The organism is Streptococcus agalactiae ATCC 13813 (assembly GCF_000186445.1).
Classification (GTDB): Bacteria; Bacillota; Bacilli; order Lactobacillales; family Streptococcaceae; genus Streptococcus; species Streptococcus agalactiae.
This window is the reverse complement of the sequence record NZ_GL636070.1, coordinates 348,823-367,157: the sequence shown is the minus strand read 5'-3', so window position 1 is coordinate 367,157 and position 18,335 is coordinate 348,823. Positions and strand designations below refer to the sequence as shown.

The window sequence follows — 18,335 nt, the reverse complement described above, 5'->3', positions numbered from 1 at the left end:
CTAAAAAATCCTAAAAATAGACAATTTTAAATTTTTCTGTTCTGATAGACAAAAAGATAAATATTTTAAAAAAAGTATTGACTTTATATAGTACATGTATTATAATTAATATATAGAAAGGAGGAAGATATGAGGATATCAGAAATTGCTGATTTGCTTACTTCAATCGGAACTCTACTGATTGGTATAGCAAGCATAATCACAGCAATAAAAAAAGAACCTAAAAAGAAAAACCGGCCACGGAGATTCAAATAAGGTTCTAGTAGTAGTTTGGGGCTCAAGCCCCTTGCCACTACTGATAGTATATCATATCTAAGACAAATATGAAATATTTGATTATTTTCGCAATTTGTTTAGTTGTATTTTACTTTATTAACAAGGATGATTGAAATGGATAAAGAATTAACACCTCAAGAAAAAGCAAATAAAAAGTGGGCAGAAAACAATAGAGAACATAGAACCTATCTATCAAAACGATCTACTGCTCGTAGTTTTATTAACAAAAATGCTACAAAAGAAGACTTATTAGAATTAAAACAATTAATTGAAAGCAAACTCTAGACACACAAAAAAACCGCCCTCAATAGAGAGCGGTTAATATTTATTTCAGTTTTTCTTTGACAGCATCTACTGCCTCTTCAACAGCATCTTTAGCATCATCTGCTAGTTCTTTACCTTTAGCAATTGTTTTTTCGACAAATCCTTTTGCTTCTAACTCTTTATCACCGGTTAGCTTCCCTGCACCTTCTTTAAGACTGCCTGACGCTTGTTCAACTTTTGCTTTTAGTTTTTCTTGTGACATAATGTGCCTCCTTATTATTTTTATTAATCATAACATCTATATCTTTCTTTAGCAAATAAAAAAGCAAGAACCGCTAGTGTCAGGCGATTCTTGCTAGTGTGATTATCTCATGGTTATGCGAGTATGTCAATAGAGGTAATCAGCACAAAAGGTATGTTCTAAATCCAAGTTATTGATTTTATAGCAGTATGCCGAATTCGCTTGTAGGGGTTGTTTCGGCTCTCATGCAACGTAGCTGGCCTAAAGACCCCTGTCTCATCTCTTTTTAATCCTACAACAACTAATTTCTTCTTGTTGTCTTTATAAAAAACAACACTCAATTTCATTGTATTTTTAGTTAAATCCTTATCTAAAATACAGACGTTAACTCTAAACTGATAGAATATTTCATATAAAAAATTATAATTATCGACTCTAGGAAGAACTTCTCTAAAATTTGGATGTTTTGAATAATTCGATAAGAGGAAAACATCTGCTTTCACAGCTTCAACCCAATTTGTTGCGCGATACTTTGTTTTCAACTTATGAATACCTAGAAGATGATACAAATCTCTTATATCAAATAAAATCATAAATTCGGGTAAATGCTTAAAATTAGTCTCAACTTTACACCTTTTCCCACAAAAATTTAGCTCATAATCATTAACTATTTCTTTGAGATCCACTATCAAAAAACTTTCTACAAAATAAAAAAAGCACGGACCGGAAATATCCTCCGGTCAGGGCTGACGATTAGAGGTGCAAAACTCTAACTCTCTATTGTGCTTCTTAGGCTTATCGCAAGAGAACAGTTCTTAAGCTCTGCCAAGCCGTATGATGTGCTTTCAGTCATACGCCCGTATCACTACGGGTTCAACGAACAACGAAGACGTTGGGTTAGAAAGGATGATAAATGAACGAAATTTATCTTCTATAACCACCCTCATTATGACATGTCTTGAACTTTTTGTCAATAAATGCGAAATTTTTTGCAATAAAAAACAGCCCCCGCAAAGCGAGGGCATTTGTCTTATCTAAAGGAGCTTTACCTCCTGTTTTATACTTGTGTGGCATTAGCTAAATACTTATCTTCGACCCATTGGTCAGACTGAGAAGCATTAATGCGTGACCATCCATTCACTTTTTCGTAGACTCTTACGCGAGTTCCTGCTTTGATAAATTCTTTATCAGCGCTACTTGCGTTTGGCTTAGACTCTACATAATAGTCTGTGCTAAGGGTTGCTTCGTAGTAAGGTACATTTGAGTTGTCTAATTTAGTGTTAGTATCTAGCTTTTGATTAAAAGTAAGCTGGCTTTGTGGTGCTTGTGGTTTGTCAATCTTAGGTATATCCACTTTGCTACTATCATCTGCTAATAATACAATATTTTTATCTAAACCACCTGCTATTCCTACGCTTGTAAACTGCCACCAGCGCACGCCGTCCATAGATGGAAAATAGTCCCACAGTGGTTCAGAGCGAACCTCATAATCGGGATAGCCTGCAATCCAAATACTATTAGGGTATTTAGCAATAATCTGCTGATAATCAACATTATTAAGCGTAAATGGCTTATAGCTATAATAAACAGGTTTGTAACCAGCACTAGTGATTTTATCCATAAATGCAATAACTGCGTTTGTGTTGGCTTGCTTGTCTGCGCTTGCGGAATCTTCATAGTCAATGACTAAATAAGATACCTTCTTACTTGGTAAATTGGACAGAAATAAATCTGCTTCTCGTTGCGCTAAGCTGCTATCTCCTCCAAATCGTCCAAAGTGATAATAACCAATCGGGTCACTAGTATTAGCTTGTTGCTGATGCCTGTCAGACAGCCAAGCGAGTGACTCAGATACTTTGATAATCGTTTTAGTAGTGCCAGCTTGCCGACAAGTAGCAGTTAAGTCTGCTTGTTGATAAGCTGATACATCAATAAAGTAATCGCCTTTATTTAGTCCTATATTACCTGTAACAGTAACTGCATTTTTAAAAACTTTTGGTCTAAACGCAGTAGGATAAGTCGCTGAATATGGTATTTTTACTAAATTATATGCTCCGTTTGCTCCACCCTGGTTTTGACCTAAAAACCATCCGTATCCACTACCTGCATCACTATCAAAAATAGCCACATGGCTATACGGTGTAACACCTGCAACTACCATAAAAATTGCGACATCGCCTGCTTGCATAACTTCCACTTCATCAAAATAGTTTAAGATACCATTTTCGTGACGTTGCTCCCATATATCCCTTGCGTATCCTGTATTTGTACAGTTTGCGTATGGCACACCTAAAAATCTACAGTAATCTGCATAACCGTCCCAACATTGCGCACCAAATGAGCCATCAATATCATAAGCGTTACCATTTGAACGACTTTTATATTCTTGGTATGTAGCCATTTATCCCTCCTCTTTAAAAATCAAATAAAATGGATAAGCAAAAAAAGCAATCACAGATAACGGCACATACAGTATTGCAATTGCTAGTATTAATGCTAATCGTGTGATTGCTTTCATTTTTATCCTCCTATTTTTTGGGCTCGTGGTAATTCAATGCTTGTTCGCTATCTGATAGCCCTTTTGTTGTTGGGTCTGTAACAACTCCAAGCAATACCAAAAGCGTTACAGCTGTGTTGGCAATATCCACAATGTTTGATGGTAATTTAATACCTAATTGCTGCGCTAGCAAAAATATAGCTCCTAAAATAGCCATCAAAGTTACTTTGTTTTGTAGTCGTAATTTTAAATTAATCATGTTTATTTCTCCTGTTAAATAATGTTTTTATCTGCTCTTTGTTGACGATGATGTCGTCTTCCGTCTTTCCGAGTCGTTGCTCGTGTATATCCAAAATTTTATGGATATTTTCTCGGTCACGCTGTGAGTCTTTTAGCTCGTAAGCCAGCTCTTTTATCGTGTCTTTGAGGGCGCTCATTGTATCCTCGTTCTTTTGCATAGCAGTTTTAAATGGATTGACAACAAACGCCCACAAGCCAATTACCGATAAAATAGCCCCACTCGCAGCACCAATTTGTAATATGTCAATGTTCATCTATTGCCTCATTTTTCTTCCGTCCCAACCGTTGATACTTCGATTAGTTTACGTACTCGCTCACGACAAAAAGCTGGAACGTCATCAATAGTAATCCACCCAAGTTCAATCTGCATTGCAAAGTAATTAATCATCATTGTTTTTTCTCCTTTTTTGTTTTTAAATATGTGTACTGCTATTTTCGCTAGCGTTGTTAAGCGTTGTATCATTCAATTTCCCTCCGTCAGCCATTGTCTTAATCAAATCGTTAACAGTTGCTGACATCAGTTTAATCATATTTTCCGCTTTATCTGATTGCGCCTTTGACTTAGCAATTGCGTCATTAATTTTTTCAAATTGTTCTGCTTCTGCTTTGTCTTTGTAAAGTTGCTCAAAGATAAGCTTTTCACACGTTTTTAAAGTTTCAGCAAACTTCTTGTCGTTTTCTTCCGCTGGTAGCGTCACTTCAAAATTTGCTTTGATTGTGCTAGATTCGAATTTTAAAATAGCTTTAACTTCTTTAATACTATTATCTTCTAACATTACAGGATATTTGTTTAAAATTTCCAATAGTTTTCCTCCTTTTAAATTATCCAATTAATTTGTCCTTTAACATTAACCGCCCATTTTGACGGATTAAACCACAGAATACGACCATCTGCGCTCACTTGTACATTTAAAACATTCAGTTGTACAGTCCAAGCAGTAACCGCAAACATCATGTCACTAGGTATCAAATTCGTAGGCATAGAGCCAACCGTCAACTTATCTATGCCGTTCGTCGCAAAGTCGTACTTAACGGTGACTGTACTGCCTGTCTGTCTATAACTAAAACCATTTCCGATTGACCGCCAGCCTGAGTCTATCGTTTTAGGTAAGCTATCTTTTTTAACATACTCACTCCAACCGCTCCAAACACCGTTTTCCAGCAACCGCGTAAATATAGTTTTATTTGTGCGGTCGTAAAATTGTTGATAAGCATAGTTGGCTGTCTCATGTCTTACAACTGTTACATAGCCTTGTCCAGATCCAGAAGGTCTGTTAGATCCGTAAGAAACACAATAAAAACCTGTATCTTGTAGAGTATTTAAATCTGTTGCATCATGCCTAAAAGAGCCACCATTATTTAAAGCTAGCTGTTTTTGCTGTATAGGTTTACCATCAGAATAAATATTTCCTGCGACATTTAAAGAACCTGTGCCATCAATTTTTGGTAATGTTCCAATTCCGACGCTGTTTTTATGCCACGACAGCGGAAAAGACTCCGTTGATACGGTTCGTTTAACGGGTGTACCGCCTCCGCTTGCGCTAAAAACATCACTAAGCAAACCATAGACATCAAATGATTTGTCAGCTCCATACGAGCCACTAAGTGTAGCGGTTGAGTTAATCAACTCTGAGACAGAGGTATAAGTACCGCTTGCGTTTGATGTGTCTATTGTAAAGCTCGTTGTATTAAGTGGTGCTGTTTTAAAAGTCAGCGTCATTTTATTTTTTTGTACGCCATCGACAATAAGCGGGGAGATTTTAGCATTACGAGTAACTACCAGCTGGTCATTTTTAGCCCCTGCACGTGTGACAGTAAAGCTAAACGCTGGCGGGGAGTATGGTATAACGTTGATTTCTGTTGTCACAGGGTCTGACACCCTGCCCCTACTATCTGTAACTGTAGCTTTAATAGTCGCTTTGCCACTAAAGTTAAATATCCCGAGCGGACCACCATTTTGCTGCGTGGATTGGTTTTTGCCAACCACCTCCGCATAATAACTAGCTATCGTCGACCCGTACGTTCCTGCAGCACCATTAAAAGTGACAATTGGATTGGACACAATTTGCACAAAATTATTAGCACCTACTAATGCAGATACTTTTTGATTTGTATCCGATAAAACAAGACTAGAAATTTTAGGTTTAACACTATCAGGTAAAGTCAGATAAAAAATAGCGGTCGACGTCCCAATGACAGAACCGTTAGATTTTGTATCAACATATATTGTTCCCGGGCTGCTAGTTGCATTTGGAATCGTACTAGCCCAGTCTAAACTTGTTTTAAAAGTTGTTGAGCCTGATATATCGCTAGCAACTACCCCTGTTATACCGTTGACATTATATCTGACATCGTGTGTAAAACCACTTGAGCTTTGATTGATATTAACATTTAGCGTATCTCCAAAATAGCCGCTAGATACAGATACAGTACTTGCACGAGATAGCTTAGTTAATTTAAATTGTTGGTCTGGTATCGTCAACGTTCCGGGTGCGTATCCGCCTGGACCTAATAACTTAGCAGCAACAACGACTGTTTTGTTTCCATCTGCGTCGTGTGGGACTCTGATAGTTTTATCAATCAACAATTGATTGCCATTAAAACCAATCGAGGAAGGTGCGTTAAAGTCATATTTAGAGCCAACCCAGGCATAACCACCAAAACTATACTGAGCATAACTGTTAGTACCAGAAGTCAAATAGAGCCTGAATCTTACTTGACTACTATTATCTGCGATTGACGTTGAGACCTCGTCAACGATATAAGTTAAGCGATAACTCCTATCAGAGTTACTATAATAAGTTGTCATTTAACCTCCTTCCTATCCAACGTAGCGAACAACATTTATGTCCGGATTTAACTCGTATTGCTCGATGCGGTAACGTCCAATTTGTAGTTTGGTCGTAAAGATACCGCTATCGATAACAAGCACACTCTGAGCTATATATGCTACTTCTTTACCACTTGAGTAAAAACTGATGCGATCGTTATCAACTCTAACGCTTGACGTTCCATCTTTTTGTCCGATTACAAGACCGTCCTCTGACTGACTCATAAATTTATTAACAAAATCAGTGCGTATCTGCATCTCCCCAATTGTTTGTTGTACTGCTATCATGCGATTAGAAGCGTCTATCAGTTTTTGTTCTGATAGTTTTTGTCCTTCTTCTCGTGCCTTGATTTCGTCTTGCAGTGCCTTGACCCAGCCATTGACCGTGTCTAACGTTGCTTTAGATTGCAATTCAGCTTCCGCAATACGAGCACGTTCGGCAAGTTTGTTTAACTGCTCGACAGTAAAATCACCGTCAGCTTTCGAATCAAGATTACTTGCTTTATCAGCTTCCGATTCTTGCCAGTCTCCTGTCTTGTTACCTCTAACGAGCATAAATCCACCAGTACTGAAACTACCTTGTTCGCTAGCGATCATTGCGAAGCGTGGTCTAATCTTACCTGTTTTCGTAGGTGTAAAGGTGATTTCAAAGCGTCTGACATTTGAGTCAACGTTTTTTATAATCGTCTCTCGTGGGGTATCGCTAGTAATAAAATCATCGGTTTCATCGTACAAGTAAAAATACAGATTTCCTGCTTCCTCACGTTTGACATAAGCACTAAAAGTGTATGTCACACCTTGCTCGACAATAATGTCTTTTGCGTGTGATACCTTTTGTCCGCTTATCCATTTTTTAAATGTAAATGGATAATTAGAGATGTTTTCGTCTTCTAGCGTTGCGGATGTAAACCAGTCTGTGCCACTAAATGACTTAGTGCCATCGATTAGATTGTTTGTCCCGACAACAACTGTTCCGACCATGTCAGTCCACTTATAATCAAGATAGTTTGTTGATTGTTCTATACCAGTATAAGTTCCAATAAACCTTCTATTTTTAGACTCAGTTATACTAAAATCAACTTTTCCATCTTCTGAATTAGCCCACGCTGTCCATGATGACTTACCATCATCGCCTTTTTCTCCATCAGTCCCATCCTCAGTATCTGTAAAGGATATTTGCGTACTTGCTACAAGTTCCTCGTTAACGTAAGCTTCGACTGTTATGTTTAAAACATGGTTAAAGTCACTTGCTTTAACTGTCAGCGACGGACCTATCTCAATCAGCGAGTCACCATTTTTGTAAAAATAAACAGCTTCATAGTCTTTCCCATTTTTTTGCAAACTAGGAGTTAAGACAGATTCACCAGTACCATTTTTAAAAGCAACTCCATTTGAAGTCGCTAGTTGTATCTCGTATGGAATAGATTCGTCATAAAGACGCAACATATCACTAATTAAATCAGAAGCTAACTGACTTTCTTTTTCGACAAAATTGCTGAATTTAGTTTTGTTAGAGCTGGGATTTGTTATGGAAATTTCTTGCTCAATAACCCTCGCTGTGAGAATTAGCGGCGGTTCGTATCCGTCGTCCTGTATTCGCACAACATCACCAAGTTCTAAATCAACATATCCATCAACTTCATAAGTGACAGCTGGATAAGCGTGTGCTTTTAAGTCTTTTAGACCTGTTGACATCAAGACTTCTTGACTATCAGTCTCGACTTCCATGTCTTTTCGTATCCAGTTGTCTCGTGTCTCGTTACCTGTTAAAACAGATGGATAACGGTCTCTTGATAAAGGTGCGTACAAAAATCCATTTTTGAGATAGTACTCTACTTTACCGTTTTCGTCTTTCCACTCTTTGTAGATTGAGTTGTCAATGTAGATGATTTGTTCTTCTTCGTATGATTCTGTCTGTGCTTCTTGCACGACTTCCTCATATGATATTTGTGTACCGCCACTGACTTGCTGTGTTGTTGCCCCGTTAACAGACATTCCTTGCGCTATTTCACGTGGATAACATACTGTTTGTAATCCTCTAGCAAAAGCGTTAATCTCATACGAGTTTTCCATGACATACATGCGTCCAGCGTAATTCTGCTCTAAGACAGTGACTCTTGTTTTAGACACACTCTTGATAATACCTGTATGCCCCCAGCCTGTGGTATAAAAAGGAGCGCCTCGATTTGCTCGTACATTATAAATACCACCAGCTTTTAAGTTTCTAGCGTTAGGTGATTTATCTACCTTCCACCCATATGCACCCCAATTATAATCAGTGCCGATTAAGGCAGCAGCCATACCACCGCCAATCCGACCACGGATACCACCGATAGAACTATCAATCCAAGCTCCATCTAACTTTTTGGCGTACCAACCTGACAAAGCGTAACATTGCCCCGAGCCGATTCTACGACCTTTAAGTCTAGTAGCTTCATTTAGTGCTTGTATTGTCTTAGTAGCTCTTTTCGCAGTTGTTACTGACGTTATTGGCTTTACAGGAGTTTGCCACAACTTATCAATAGTATCTAGGATATTCCCAGTTACTTTATTGATCCCATTGCGGATATTAGTCATCAAGTTTGTGTAGCTTTGATAACCTGCTGCTGCGTAGTCATATTTAGCGCCACCAGCTCTAAAAAGTCCTTTTGTGTAGTCCGCTAGGTTCTTTTTGCCGACAACATTATAAATCCCTTGCTTAGCTAAAGGATAAGTGTAATCTTTTAAAAAGTCATCTACACTTGCGTAGTGCATGTATGTTCCACCCTCGTTAGCAGGACGAGCCATACCAGTAGTGACTTTTACTCCGCTAGGACGTGTCTGTGCTCCACCTGTCATTCCTGACCAGTTGTTATCACGCCTACCGACAGTTGAGTCACCCCAAAAGCTCTCTAGGTACAGTTGACATATGATTCCGCTTGGCAAAATATTATATTGCACTGCGTAGTTAATAATAGCTTGTACGTTAGCTTTTTTGATTGTATGACCATAATATTTAAGGTCTCCGCCTAAGTACGTGCGATTTGAACCAACCGTTTTAGTGACTTTACGAGTTACAGGATTAGAAATAACGCGCTCGCCTTTGACTGTCTTTTTGCCGTACGGGCGTATGGCATTATAAATCTGGCGCTTGTCAACTGTTTTCCTTATCCCAGAAATATTTTTTTGATAGCGTAATATCACATCGGTCTTATCACGACCTACACCATAAGACACCCCTTCTTCGTATTCCTTGTACACATTTACAATAAACGCTTTAAATGTGTGATTGTTGTGTAATTGAGTTTCAAATTCGATTTCTGCGTCAAAATTATTAGCAATCGACAAAAGACGAGCTAACTTAGTATCTTGACCAGTCCATTCCAAGGTAAGTTTTTTGTCCTTGACTTCGTTTGTGCCAATCGTCAAAGCACCCCAGTTTAAAATATCAAATTGCACAAGGTACTCTTCAAACGACATCGCTTTAGTCGCTTTATATGCGTTGCAATACTCGTTGAGTAACTCTAAGTTAAGATTTTCGCAAAGGCAACGTATTTTTGTCTCTGTTTCATCGACTTGCATGATGTTAAATAATTGTACTTTGCCTTTGTGCACAAAAGAGACAAATGCTTGATCGTTTAGTGCATGATATTTGTGATTAAGTGGATTGTCACCGAGCAGCGTTTTTTTATAAACTGAAAACTCAAAGACTGACGAACCAGTTGTGAGCTGTCTAGTCCACAAATCATCATAATAATTAAGTGCTCCTTGTTTATCATTGTCTAAAAGCAAAACTGGATGTAACTTTGCGTCGTGTATTACTAGAGTTATTACAACCACCTCTCTTCCATAAGAATTTCAACATTTGGTGCAGACTGAGAAAATTTAGACAACTGGATAACCAATTCTGATTCTCCTGGCGGTACAGATATTGGTTGAGAGCCTAAAACCATGTCTTGTAAGGAATTAAGCTCTTTGGTTTTGACTGTATCATTTTCAAAGTTAATGATAACCTCATCCCCTGGTTGATATTTATTGACGATATTGTTGTAATGAGACACTCCCATTTTTTCAAAATTGACTTTTTCAAACAGGTTGTAGTTGATATATTTAGAGCTATCACTACATGTCCCCATTGCAAGATGTATCTTGCGGGATTTTTTTCCTTTAAGGGACGGAACAGTTACATGATGATGCGCACCGTTAAAGTAAATACGAAACTTATCTTCTTCTCTAAAAATCTCAACCGCTCTACTTCTATTCATTGAAAAAGGATTGTGATAATTTCTATCTGCCTGAAATTCAAACTGCTTGTAAAATCTCCAGCCCACACCGTCATCATCAAGCGCAAAAAAGTTATACTCTGTTTCAAAGCCGTTTTTACGTTTGTAAGTTTCTATGCCATATAAAAATTCATCGTTTTCACCTGTCACACAAAGCTTTAAAAATCCTTTTTGATCCTGCGCGGTAGCAATAAAAATCTGTTTCCACCACAGATGCTCGTTGAGAGTGTATTCTCCGTTTGAGTCAGGATTGATAATAAACGTTCGAGTCCCAACATGTTCTGTGTATCCCGGTGTGGTGCCTCTATTTCCAATAACAACATATTCACCGCCTTTACCAGAGCCTAAGATGTTATCAATGCGCATCCGCTTAAGTTCTGTGTCGTATGTTGGTGGCATATAGTTGAGTTTTGCAACATTTGGCGCACCTTCTAAAGCTTGTGCAATAGCTTTTGAGTAATCAAAAAGGGATTCGTTGCGATGAACGATAGTCCCATCTTCTTCTTCGGGTGATCCAAGTGCAAAAGCACCTGTTTCGTTTGCGATGCCGATATAGCCATTTTCGGAGTTGTGTTTTATTTTGATTATTGGATAAGCGTTAGTATTCCCATCATTTTGCAAACTAAAAATAAGCTTGTTGCCTTCTTGCGTATAATCCAAAAACTTTTTATAAGTGATAGAGTGTGCAACACCGTCTGGAATTAAAAAAGTGATAGTCCCTATTGAACGCTTGATAACATCTTCAACCATCGGTATGTCATCTACAACTATTGCCATGTAATATTTATCTGGTTCGTCAGAAAAAGACAATTTTCTAGGTGTGGTTCTGTTGAAAACCTTCGCTAAATTATGTTTTACCTCGTTTCTATTTCTGGTCCAAATAGAAAAATCAACACTTATTTTTTTAGCTCCAACGTGTACAGATTGAACGTGCTCGCCAATTTTTAAAGCGCTACTTGAAACAACATTACGTGTATTTCCGACGTCTCTTTTGATGTCGTGTATCTCTATGACATTAGATAGATCTATACCATCAAAATTCATTGTAACTTTCCCTATGACAGTTCACCTCGCATTCGTTTAAGCATGATACTTTCAGACTCGTTGTGTTCTTTAATCATCCTGCCGACCTTTCTCATATCTAAATAGACATCGCCATTTTTTGTCTCATGATTTTTTGTTCTAAGCGTTAGTAAAATTTCATTCAAAATTCTTGCAATATTAGAGTCGTCGTATGATGTCGTTTCTGATACTCCCCTCTTAGGGATTGTAATGCTTTTGACAAACGTCGAATCTTTAGGAATTCCAACGCCGTTAGCATATTTAGGTATTCCTAAATTTTTCATATAGTCCCTGGTCATACTAGCTTTCATGACTTTCGAACCTTTCGGCAGTGGTAATACTACATCACGGCCATCTGGGATGAATGATTGTCCATTCGGTAAAGTTACTAGTTCTTTATATAAAGACCCTTTTTGGTCATTGACCATTGCAAAACCGCCTGGGTGATAATCAGTACCATTTGCGAACTTAAAGGCATTAGCTGCAGCAGAAGCGATTCCTATAGTGACCGTTCTCGGTATGCTAGCTAATAGTTGTTCTATGACTCCTCCTGCGTCATTCCTAGCTCTAATTGAGATAGGTTGACGTTGTTTAGCGCTATCAATTGCTCGTTGCGCAGAATTGACATCAGGTTTTGTATCATTTTTAGCTTTAATGCTTGTTGGTTTCTTTTGAACAATGCTGTTGACTGCTTTTTTTGCTTTCTCAACATCAGAACTAGTCATATCTTTTGCTAGTAGCTTCTGTTTTTTTGGAGACAACGAATTCCAATTTTCGAGCGCTTTGGTCGCAACTCCTTTTTTGTCAAGAAAATCTTTATTATCACCTAAGATGCGCTTAACGTCTTCTGGCAAACTATTCCATATTTTTAAGTGCTCCTCACTTTCTACTATAGCTTGAATGCCTTGATGCCCATCAACGATTAGTTTTTTATCTTCTGGTTTGAGAGCATCCCATTTGCCAGTTTCGACTAGGACTTCCGCCATGGTTATCCGAGCGTTAGTCTCTAAGTTTGCATTCTTTGCAATAAACTTAAGTCTGTCCCAGCCACCTTCCGCTTCAAGAGCTTTAGCTACTTCCTCTTTAGCATTTGTTTTCAACTTACCCGTTTTAGGGTTCCAGACAAGGCTATTCCATTGCGAATTAGCCACCTTTTGATCTTCTGTTGATTTTTTAGTAGTTCTAGCCCACATAGTATTAACTTCTTGAGCTTTAGATGCTGCTTTGGTTGTCTTCTTCATCAACTCTTCATAAGATAACCCAAGCTCCTTCATTTGCTTTTTGACATCGTTAACCATCGCTTGTTGCAACTGCGGGTCTAAATATTTCGCAGTCCCTTTAAGCAGTTTCTTTTGAATTTCAGCATAACGTTTGCCATAAGCTTCCATTTTCAAGTAATGGTCAGCTTCGAGTTGTTGCTGTTTCTTGTGGATTTCTTCCCTCGCTTTAACAGCAGCTTCATCATCACCTTTGATAGAGTCATAAGCTTTTTTAAGACCACTTTTTAACTTTTGATATGATTTATTTTCAGCTTTTATCCATTTTTCAGTAACTTCAAGAGCCTTAGTTAACTGCTGACTATTTAACGCTTCTAGCTCACCATTCATCGCCTTGGTAATTGCCTTCTTCTCTTTAGCAGAGTAGTTCAATTTTGATAGCTGCACATTGATAAGCTCATTTTGATTTGCTAAAACAACAGCATTCTCTTCTTCAGTTAATCTTCTATGTTCGTTGCTAGCGTTTTGATAGATATTAATGACTTCATCAGACATCTGCTTGACATTATCAATTGTTTGCCTGCTTGATTTTTTCAACTGTTCTATCGTTTCTTGACTGAAACCAAGTTGCTCTGCTAATTTAACGTTTTTACTTAAGTCTTTATTTTCTAGTTTTTCGATTTCGGTAACTAGTCCTTGAAATGCTGTCTTAACAGCATTGACTTGGTCAGCTCCACCTCTGAATCCTGCCATCGACTGATTCGTCTTATCAACTTTATCTTTAAAAGCCTGTAGTTCATTGGCTTGTACCTGATTAACTTTAGTTCCCCACTCTTGTGTACGCTGGTGAGCTTCATATATCTTATTAGCTAATATACCTATTCCGATAACCGCAGCACCGCCGATGATGACCCCCCAAGTCACTGGATTTCCTAAAAGCCCTACACTAGCTGCCGCTGTTGCAGAATTAGCACCTAGACCGCCTACAGCAGTAGCTAATCCTTCTGCTGCTTTTGCGCCTTTCGTTGCACCAGACAACTTTCCTATCCAACCTACTAATCTACCTACGTTAGAAGTTGTTTTACCGATAGCAGTCATTAATGGAGAAAATGCAGTTGCACCTAAAATTGCATATGTGATAAGTTTTTTCATTTCTGGGCTAGCGTTAGAATATGCTTTTGCGAGATCCCTAACAACTTTAAACATTGGTTCCAATGCATCAAGGGCATTTGAAGCAGCATCCATTAATGGTCCACCCATTGTGACAGCTACATCATTTAGTTTGTTTTTTAGGAGTTGTAGTTTGCTTTGGAAAGTTGCGTATCGTTTAGAAGCCTCATCAGTCAACGCTTTGTTTTCACTAAATCCTTTATTTGCGGACTTAAATGCATCGCCAAGTAAATCACCAGCACCAGCCAAACGTTGTAATGTGTCAATTTCTCGTACTGATTCAATACCAATATCTTGCAAGTGAGCAGTTACGTCTTTGCCCTCTTCTTTAAAGCGTTTTAACCCTTTAACAAAATCAATAATGGCTTCTTGTGGATTTTTCTTCCAAGATGCAGCAAATTCATCAGCAGATTTACCAGCGATTTTTGCAAACTTCCACAAATCTTCGCCACCAGACAACACTTGTGTATTAATTTTTTGCATGACACGACTAAACGCCGAACCACCTGCTTCCGCTTCGATACCAACAGAACTCATAGCTGTTGCCAAGCCAAGAATTTGAGGGTCTGTCAACCCTACAACCTTACCTGTACCAGCTAAGCGAAGACCCATTTCAACGATTTCTTTTTCAGTTGTCGCAAAGTTGTTACCCAACTCAACAATTGAGCTACCTAGATTGCTGTACTTAGATGGATCTAATTGTGTGATATTAGCAAACCTAGCTAATGCAGTTGCAGCTTCTTCTGATGACAAGTTAGTAGATTTTCCCATATCAATCATGACACGAGTGAAATTTAAAACATCCTTTGTTTTGATACCTAGCTGACCAGCAGCTTCCGCAACATGAGAAATCTCCGTCGTTGATGCAGGTATCTGTTTAGACATGTTTCTAATTCCTTTTGACAACATATCATAAGAGTAAATAACTTTTCCGTTCGAATCTCTTACTTCATCAACAGTCTTTTTTACACCAGCAAACGCAGATTCAAAATCACTTGCAGCCTTGACGCTATATAATGCTCCAGCTCCAAATCCAGCGCTTACCCATTTAGTAGCTTCACCTAGTTTTTGCATTTTTTGACCAAAAGATTCAATCTGTTTGCCACTGCGCTGTAAAAAACCAGTAAAACCGGATTGAGCAGAAACTTCTTCAAAAGCTTTTTTTACAGCTCCTAATTGTCCCTCTAATGCTGCTAATTTTGCATTCTCTCTCTCAATATTAACGGCTGCGGCTTCCCATTTAGCTGTCCCTGGATCTAATTTGTCAAAATCAGATTTCAAACTCGTTAACACTTTTTTTTGCGCTTCAATTGCCTGTGTTACTGACTTATATTTTGCTTGTAGTGCATTGGCTTTAGCTGCGTTATTGTTTAATGCGTTTCCGGTGTTTTTTAAGGCGGCATCTAAAGCTCTCGTCTCTGCTTTGAAATAATTAACAGCTCTTTTTGCGCTTTGCAACTTAGGGTCAAACTTAGAAGTATCTAATCCAAGTTCGATAAACATACTCCCTAGTGGTGTACCTTTTGCCATTTTTCCTCCTTTCAACAAAAATAAAAAGGCGGAGTTTATCCGCCATTTAGAGTCCCAACAAAGTCTTCTAACGACATCACTTCCTCAGATTTGACTTCTGCAGGCTTTAAAACTTCCAGCATATCAATCCAGTTTGTCTCCATGACATCTTTTATAGATACTCCGTAGTCAGATTTGATTACGTTTCTGATAAACTCGTAAAACTTTTCTAATGCCTCGCCGGGTGTTAAGTTGTCTCCTTTGGGTCTTCTGGCTCCCCTCCGATTAACTTAACATATAGATTTGCCAGAGCATTGTTTAATTCATACATGTTGTATTTGTCATATAACATATCGACGGTTAAGCCTTCAAACAAACTAGCCATAAAAGTTAGTTGTTTGTCTAGTTTCACATGTTCTGGATCATCTCCTTTTGCAAGTTCATCTTGCATAATCAAGTAATTTCGATAGTCTCTCACAGTAAGAGATTTACATTCTTTCACCACGAGCTCGCCGTTATCATTTTTAATTTTAATTTCTAAGTCTGACATCTACACTCCTTTACACTCCTGGAATAGCTCCTACGCCTGGTTCGCCAGGATTCAAAAGCTTAACCAAAGCCATTGCATTTTTGCCCTTAGCTTCTGCTTCTTCATCCATCGCCCAACCGACATATTGACCTTTCGCTTCCCCTACTTCACCAGGTTGTGCTGTGAACACTAATTTTTGAGAGTCTAAACCATCATGTTTTTCTTCCTTGGTTTTTAATTCGAAATCTTCCATCGAGAAAGTCCCTTTAAAGAAACCGAGATATACATTCCCCTCTGTCCCTGGAGCTTCTAAAAGAACAGACACTTCAGGCGCTTCTGTATCTTCTCCGATAAATGTAACTCCTTCTGTTTTTTTACCTTTTTTATAACCAAGTATGGTTTGTAAATGTTCAAATGGGATATCAATTGCTTCTGTCTCCATTTTTACATCGCCAACACCTCTGCGCGAGGTGTGATAAGCAATATCTGAACCATATGTTTTGACAGGGGCTGCTGATAATCCACTAATTTTAGCTGTTTTAGTTGCACCTTTACCAGCCGCACCCTCGATGACAATCTTTTTTTTCGGATCACTTAAAACTTGAATTGTCATTCGTTTAAATCCTACTACTTGCATTAAATTCTCCTTTATCAATACTCTTCATATAAACTGCTAAATCCTTTGTAAGTTCTAGCATCTAGATATCTGTTTGTATCCTCGTCATAACGTTCTAAGCCGTTATCACTTTGAAAAAAATCTATAACCATCAGCTTTTTCTCAATCCTATTTTGCAAATCTTTACATTCGAGCCTTGATACACTCTCTACATCGATTTGATACATAAATTTCTTAGCTAATGGTTTATCTGAACCGAAGTTTGTTTGTCTAGGTGGTGCAAGAGGTACAATAACAATGCTTGTTTGGTCAGAAGGTAGACTTTCTGGTCGCTTAAAAGTTTTTGTTTTAACTGATCTCAAAACTTCGTCTTGTTTAAAAAGCTCACCAATTTCTGTTAGCATGTCTTTAACCATCAAAACCTCCCTTCAACTTGTCTTTTATGCCTTTCGGATATATCGTTTCTAAAACATCCGAATAACGTCGAATTACCCCGACACCACGCCGTTTCTCCTTCCATCCATATTCCAACTCTTGTAAGTGGACTATGTTCCATCGTGGAGCTTGGAATCCAAGTTTCACTTTTGGTATTCCCTCCTCACGTTTAATCCTAGATACAACGGCACTTTTAACCGTCGCTCCGCTTCTTCGGTAAACCGATATAGCAGCTTCGAAACTAGGTTCTAGTTCTTCACCGATTTCTTTTAGCGCTTTATTAACTACTCTGTTAACTTTCGCAGAGCCTAACTTTTTTTCCATATTCGCTAAAAGTTCATCAATGCCTTTTAATTCAGCTCCCACTCTTTATCCTCCGAGAACTACAACAATAAAGTCTCTATCAACAAAATCAGGCCTTATATCTAATATCCCTATTTTTTTATTTGGCAACCTGCTATCAATAATTTCTACAAGATGATCATTCTGAGGGATATAACCCGACAGAGGGTCTCTAAACTTAATAGTGTATTGTGCTTTAACGCCTTTCTCAGTTACTTTCTCAATATCTTTTATGCTTGGATTATAGACTTCGGCGAGTGTTGTGAATAGTTTCTTTAATTTCATATCTCTTCCATCTAATTCATCGTCTGTTGTTGATGAATAAAAGATGACAGGAGTTCTCAAATCACCATTATTTGTTTTTTTTCTAGACATCGTCAGAAACTTCTTCGATAAAACCAGGTAATTTGTCGTCAATCTCTTTAAAGCGGTTTTTGTTGACAACAAAGACATCCCCAATTTCTCGAATTACCTCTTCTTTATAATCTTCAAATCGTTGAATCGTTCTTACTTTCATATTCTCTTTCCATTTCTTCAATAGCCAAACGAGCGATTTCGTTTTTAAAAGAGTCATAAAACAACTCGAGACAGTCGTTAAAGACATATCTCGAGCGCTCCATTATTAACTCTTTACCGCTTTCATAATCCATCAAATCAAACCCTAACAACCCTTTGAGGGCGCTCTCTGAACTTTTCAAAATTAGTGATAGATTGTCATCATCCAAATCATGAAACACTCTCATTCGTTCTTTAAATGGTTTTAAAAGCTTGTGTTCATCCATCTA

19 protein-coding genes are annotated in these 18,335 nt (G+C 38.1%); 1 reads left to right on the top strand and 18 read right to left on the bottom strand.

The window, feature by feature from the left end; all coding sequences use genetic code 11:
• The first annotated feature begins 390 nt into the window (after positions 1 to 390).
• Positions 391 to 561, top strand: coding sequence for a hypothetical protein (locus HMPREF9171_RS1000000113265; RefSeq protein WP_000356856.1), 171 nt, complete (start codon positions 391 to 393; stop codon positions 559 to 561).
• A 40-nt stretch (positions 562 to 601) separates the two neighbouring features.
• Here HMPREF9171_RS1000000113265 and HMPREF9171_RS111190 read toward each other — a convergent pair whose 3' ends face one another.
• The 18 genes from HMPREF9171_RS111190 to HMPREF9171_RS111265 all read right to left on the bottom strand — a co-directional run bounded on the left by HMPREF9171_RS111190 (position 602) and on the right by HMPREF9171_RS111265 (position 18,332).
• Entirely contained in the window at positions 602 to 802 is a 201-nt protein-coding gene (locus HMPREF9171_RS111190; RefSeq protein WP_000076696.1) for a CsbD family protein, read from the bottom strand.
• Positions 803 to 960: 158 nt separating this feature from the next.
• Positions 961 to 1,473, bottom strand: coding sequence for a PBECR4 domain-containing protein (locus HMPREF9171_RS111195; RefSeq protein ID WP_000634506.1), 513 nt, complete (start codon positions 1,471 to 1,473; stop codon positions 961 to 963).
• 365 nt (positions 1,474 to 1,838) lie between these two features.
• Positions 1,839 to 3,182: a GH25 family lysozyme gene (locus HMPREF9171_RS111200; protein WP_000257245.1), complete on the bottom strand. Its 1,344-nt coding sequence runs from the start codon at positions 3,180 to 3,182 to the stop codon at positions 1,839 to 1,841.
• A 127-nt stretch (positions 3,183 to 3,309) separates the two neighbouring features.
• Positions 3,310 to 3,537, bottom strand: coding sequence for a phage holin (locus tag HMPREF9171_RS111205; protein ID WP_000609114.1), 228 nt, complete (start codon positions 3,535 to 3,537; stop codon positions 3,310 to 3,312).
• Positions 3,530 to 3,832, bottom strand: a complete 303-nt coding sequence (locus tag HMPREF9171_RS111210; RefSeq protein WP_001017824.1) for a hypothetical protein — start codon at positions 3,830 to 3,832, stop codon at positions 3,530 to 3,532. The genes HMPREF9171_RS111205 and HMPREF9171_RS111210 overlap by 8 nt, the downstream gene beginning before the upstream one ends.
• A gap of 8 nt (positions 3,833 to 3,840) precedes the next feature.
• Positions 3,841 to 3,969 (bottom strand): hypothetical protein, encoded by a 129-nt coding sequence (locus HMPREF9171_RS1000000114185; protein WP_000973384.1) that lies wholly within the window; start codon positions 3,967 to 3,969, stop codon positions 3,841 to 3,843.
• A gap of 22 nt (positions 3,970 to 3,991) precedes the next feature.
• Complete coding sequence (locus HMPREF9171_RS111215; RefSeq protein WP_000369342.1) at positions 3,992 to 4,408, bottom strand: DUF1366 domain-containing protein; 417 nt, start codon at positions 4,406 to 4,408, stop codon at positions 3,992 to 3,994.
• The gene (locus tag HMPREF9171_RS111220) at positions 4,396 to 6,387 is read right to left on the bottom strand and encodes a DUF859 family phage minor structural protein (RefSeq protein WP_000214874.1); all 1,992 of its coding nucleotides are present in this window, start codon (positions 6,385 to 6,387) and stop codon (positions 4,396 to 4,398) included. The genes HMPREF9171_RS111215 and HMPREF9171_RS111220 overlap by 13 nt, the downstream gene beginning before the upstream one ends.
• A 12-nt stretch (positions 6,388 to 6,399) precedes the next feature.
• Complete coding sequence (locus HMPREF9171_RS111225; protein ID WP_000260408.1) at positions 6,400 to 10,227, bottom strand: glucosaminidase domain-containing protein; 3,828 nt, start codon at positions 10,225 to 10,227, stop codon at positions 6,400 to 6,402.
• Positions 10,218 to 11,714: a distal tail protein Dit gene (locus tag HMPREF9171_RS111230; protein WP_001008311.1), complete on the bottom strand. Its 1,497-nt coding sequence runs from the start codon at positions 11,712 to 11,714 to the stop codon at positions 10,218 to 10,220. The genes HMPREF9171_RS111225 and HMPREF9171_RS111230 overlap by 10 nt, the downstream gene beginning before the upstream one ends.
• An 11-nt stretch (positions 11,715 to 11,725) precedes the next feature.
• Positions 11,726 to 15,649 (bottom strand): phage tail tape measure protein, encoded by a 3,924-nt coding sequence (locus HMPREF9171_RS111235; protein ID WP_001051905.1) that lies wholly within the window; start codon positions 15,647 to 15,649, stop codon positions 11,726 to 11,728.
• A 226-nt stretch (positions 15,650 to 15,875) separates the two neighbouring features.
• Entirely contained in the window at positions 15,876 to 16,178 is a 303-nt protein-coding gene (gpG, locus tag HMPREF9171_RS111240) for a phage tail assembly chaperone G (protein WP_001281299.1), read from the bottom strand.
• A 10-nt stretch (positions 16,179 to 16,188) separates the two neighbouring features.
• Complete coding sequence (locus HMPREF9171_RS111245; RefSeq protein ID WP_001198459.1) at positions 16,189 to 16,794, bottom strand: major tail protein; 606 nt, start codon at positions 16,792 to 16,794, stop codon at positions 16,189 to 16,191.
• A 14-nt stretch (positions 16,795 to 16,808) separates the two neighbouring features.
• Entirely contained in the window at positions 16,809 to 17,189 is a 381-nt protein-coding gene (locus HMPREF9171_RS111250; RefSeq protein WP_000237791.1) for a hypothetical protein, read from the bottom strand.
• Positions 17,182 to 17,532, bottom strand: coding sequence for a hypothetical protein (locus HMPREF9171_RS111255; RefSeq protein ID WP_047209731.1), 351 nt, complete (start codon positions 17,530 to 17,532; stop codon positions 17,182 to 17,184). Before HMPREF9171_RS111255 ends, HMPREF9171_RS111250 begins: the two co-directional genes overlap by 8 nt.
• A gap of 45 nt (positions 17,533 to 17,577) precedes the next feature.
• On the bottom strand, positions 17,578 to 17,925 hold the full coding sequence (locus HMPREF9171_RS111260) for a hypothetical protein (RefSeq protein ID WP_000087631.1): 348 nt from the start codon (positions 17,923 to 17,925) through the stop codon (positions 17,578 to 17,580).
• Entirely contained in the window at positions 17,918 to 18,067 is a 150-nt protein-coding gene (locus tag HMPREF9171_RS1000000113925; protein ID WP_000868405.1) for a hypothetical protein, read from the bottom strand. Before HMPREF9171_RS1000000113925 ends, HMPREF9171_RS111260 begins: the two co-directional genes overlap by 8 nt.
• Positions 18,039 to 18,332 (bottom strand): head-tail connector protein, encoded by a 294-nt coding sequence (locus HMPREF9171_RS111265; RefSeq protein ID WP_000343313.1) that lies wholly within the window; start codon positions 18,330 to 18,332, stop codon positions 18,039 to 18,041. The genes HMPREF9171_RS1000000113925 and HMPREF9171_RS111265 overlap by 29 nt, the downstream gene beginning before the upstream one ends.
• Positions 18,333 to 18,335 lie beyond the last annotated feature (3 nt).

What these genes read in the sequence shown, in the direction of transcription:
- HMPREF9171_RS1000000113265 (WP_000356856.1), top strand. Translation starts at nt 391, where the DNA reads ATGGATAAAGAATTAACACCTCAAGAAAAAGCAAATAAAAAGTGGGCA.
- HMPREF9171_RS111190 (WP_000076696.1), bottom strand. Translation starts at nt 802, where the DNA reads ATGTCACAAGAAAAACTAAAAGCAAAAGTTGAACAAGCGTCAGGCAGT.
- HMPREF9171_RS111200 (WP_000257245.1), bottom strand. Translation starts at nt 3,182, where the DNA reads ATGGCTACATACCAAGAATATAAAAGTCGTTCAAATGGTAACGCTTAT.
- HMPREF9171_RS111205 (WP_000609114.1), bottom strand. Translation starts at nt 3,537, where the DNA reads ATGATTAATTTAAAATTACGACTACAAAACAAAGTAACTTTGATGGCT.
- HMPREF9171_RS111210 (WP_001017824.1), bottom strand. Translation starts at nt 3,832, where the DNA reads ATGAACATTGACATATTACAAATTGGTGCTGCGAGTGGGGCTATTTTA.
- HMPREF9171_RS1000000114185 (WP_000973384.1), bottom strand. Translation starts at nt 3,969, where the DNA reads ATGATGATTAATTACTTTGCAATGCAGATTGAACTTGGGTGGATTACT.
- HMPREF9171_RS111220 (WP_000214874.1), bottom strand. Translation starts at nt 6,387, where the DNA reads ATGACAACTTATTATAGTAACTCTGATAGGAGTTATCGCTTAACTTAT.
- HMPREF9171_RS111230 (WP_001008311.1), bottom strand. Translation starts at nt 11,714, where the DNA reads ATGAATTTTGATGGTATAGATCTATCTAATGTCATAGAGATACACGAC.
- HMPREF9171_RS111235 (WP_001051905.1), bottom strand. Translation starts at nt 15,649, where the DNA reads ATGGCAAAAGGTACACCACTAGGGAGTATGTTTATCGAACTTGGATTA.
- gpG (WP_001281299.1), bottom strand. Translation starts at nt 16,178, where the DNA reads ATGTCAGACTTAGAAATTAAAATTAAAAATGATAACGGCGAGCTCGTG.
- HMPREF9171_RS111245 (WP_001198459.1), bottom strand. Translation starts at nt 16,794, where the DNA reads ATGCAAGTAGTAGGATTTAAACGAATGACAATTCAAGTTTTAAGTGAT.
- HMPREF9171_RS111250 (WP_000237791.1), bottom strand. Translation starts at nt 17,189, where the DNA reads ATGGTTAAAGACATGCTAACAGAAATTGGTGAGCTTTTTAAACAAGAC.
- HMPREF9171_RS111255 (WP_047209731.1), bottom strand. Translation starts at nt 17,532, where the DNA reads ATGGAAAAAAAGTTAGGCTCTGCGAAAGTTAACAGAGTAGTTAATAAA.
- HMPREF9171_RS111260 (WP_000087631.1), bottom strand. Translation starts at nt 17,925, where the DNA reads ATGTCTAGAAAAAAAACAAATAATGGTGATTTGAGAACTCCTGTCATC.
- HMPREF9171_RS1000000113925 (WP_000868405.1), bottom strand. Translation starts at nt 18,067, where the DNA reads ATGAAAGTAAGAACGATTCAACGATTTGAAGATTATAAAGAAGAGGTA.
- HMPREF9171_RS111265 (WP_000343313.1), bottom strand. Translation starts at nt 18,332, where the DNA reads ATGGATGAACACAAGCTTTTAAAACCATTTAAAGAACGAATGAGAGTG.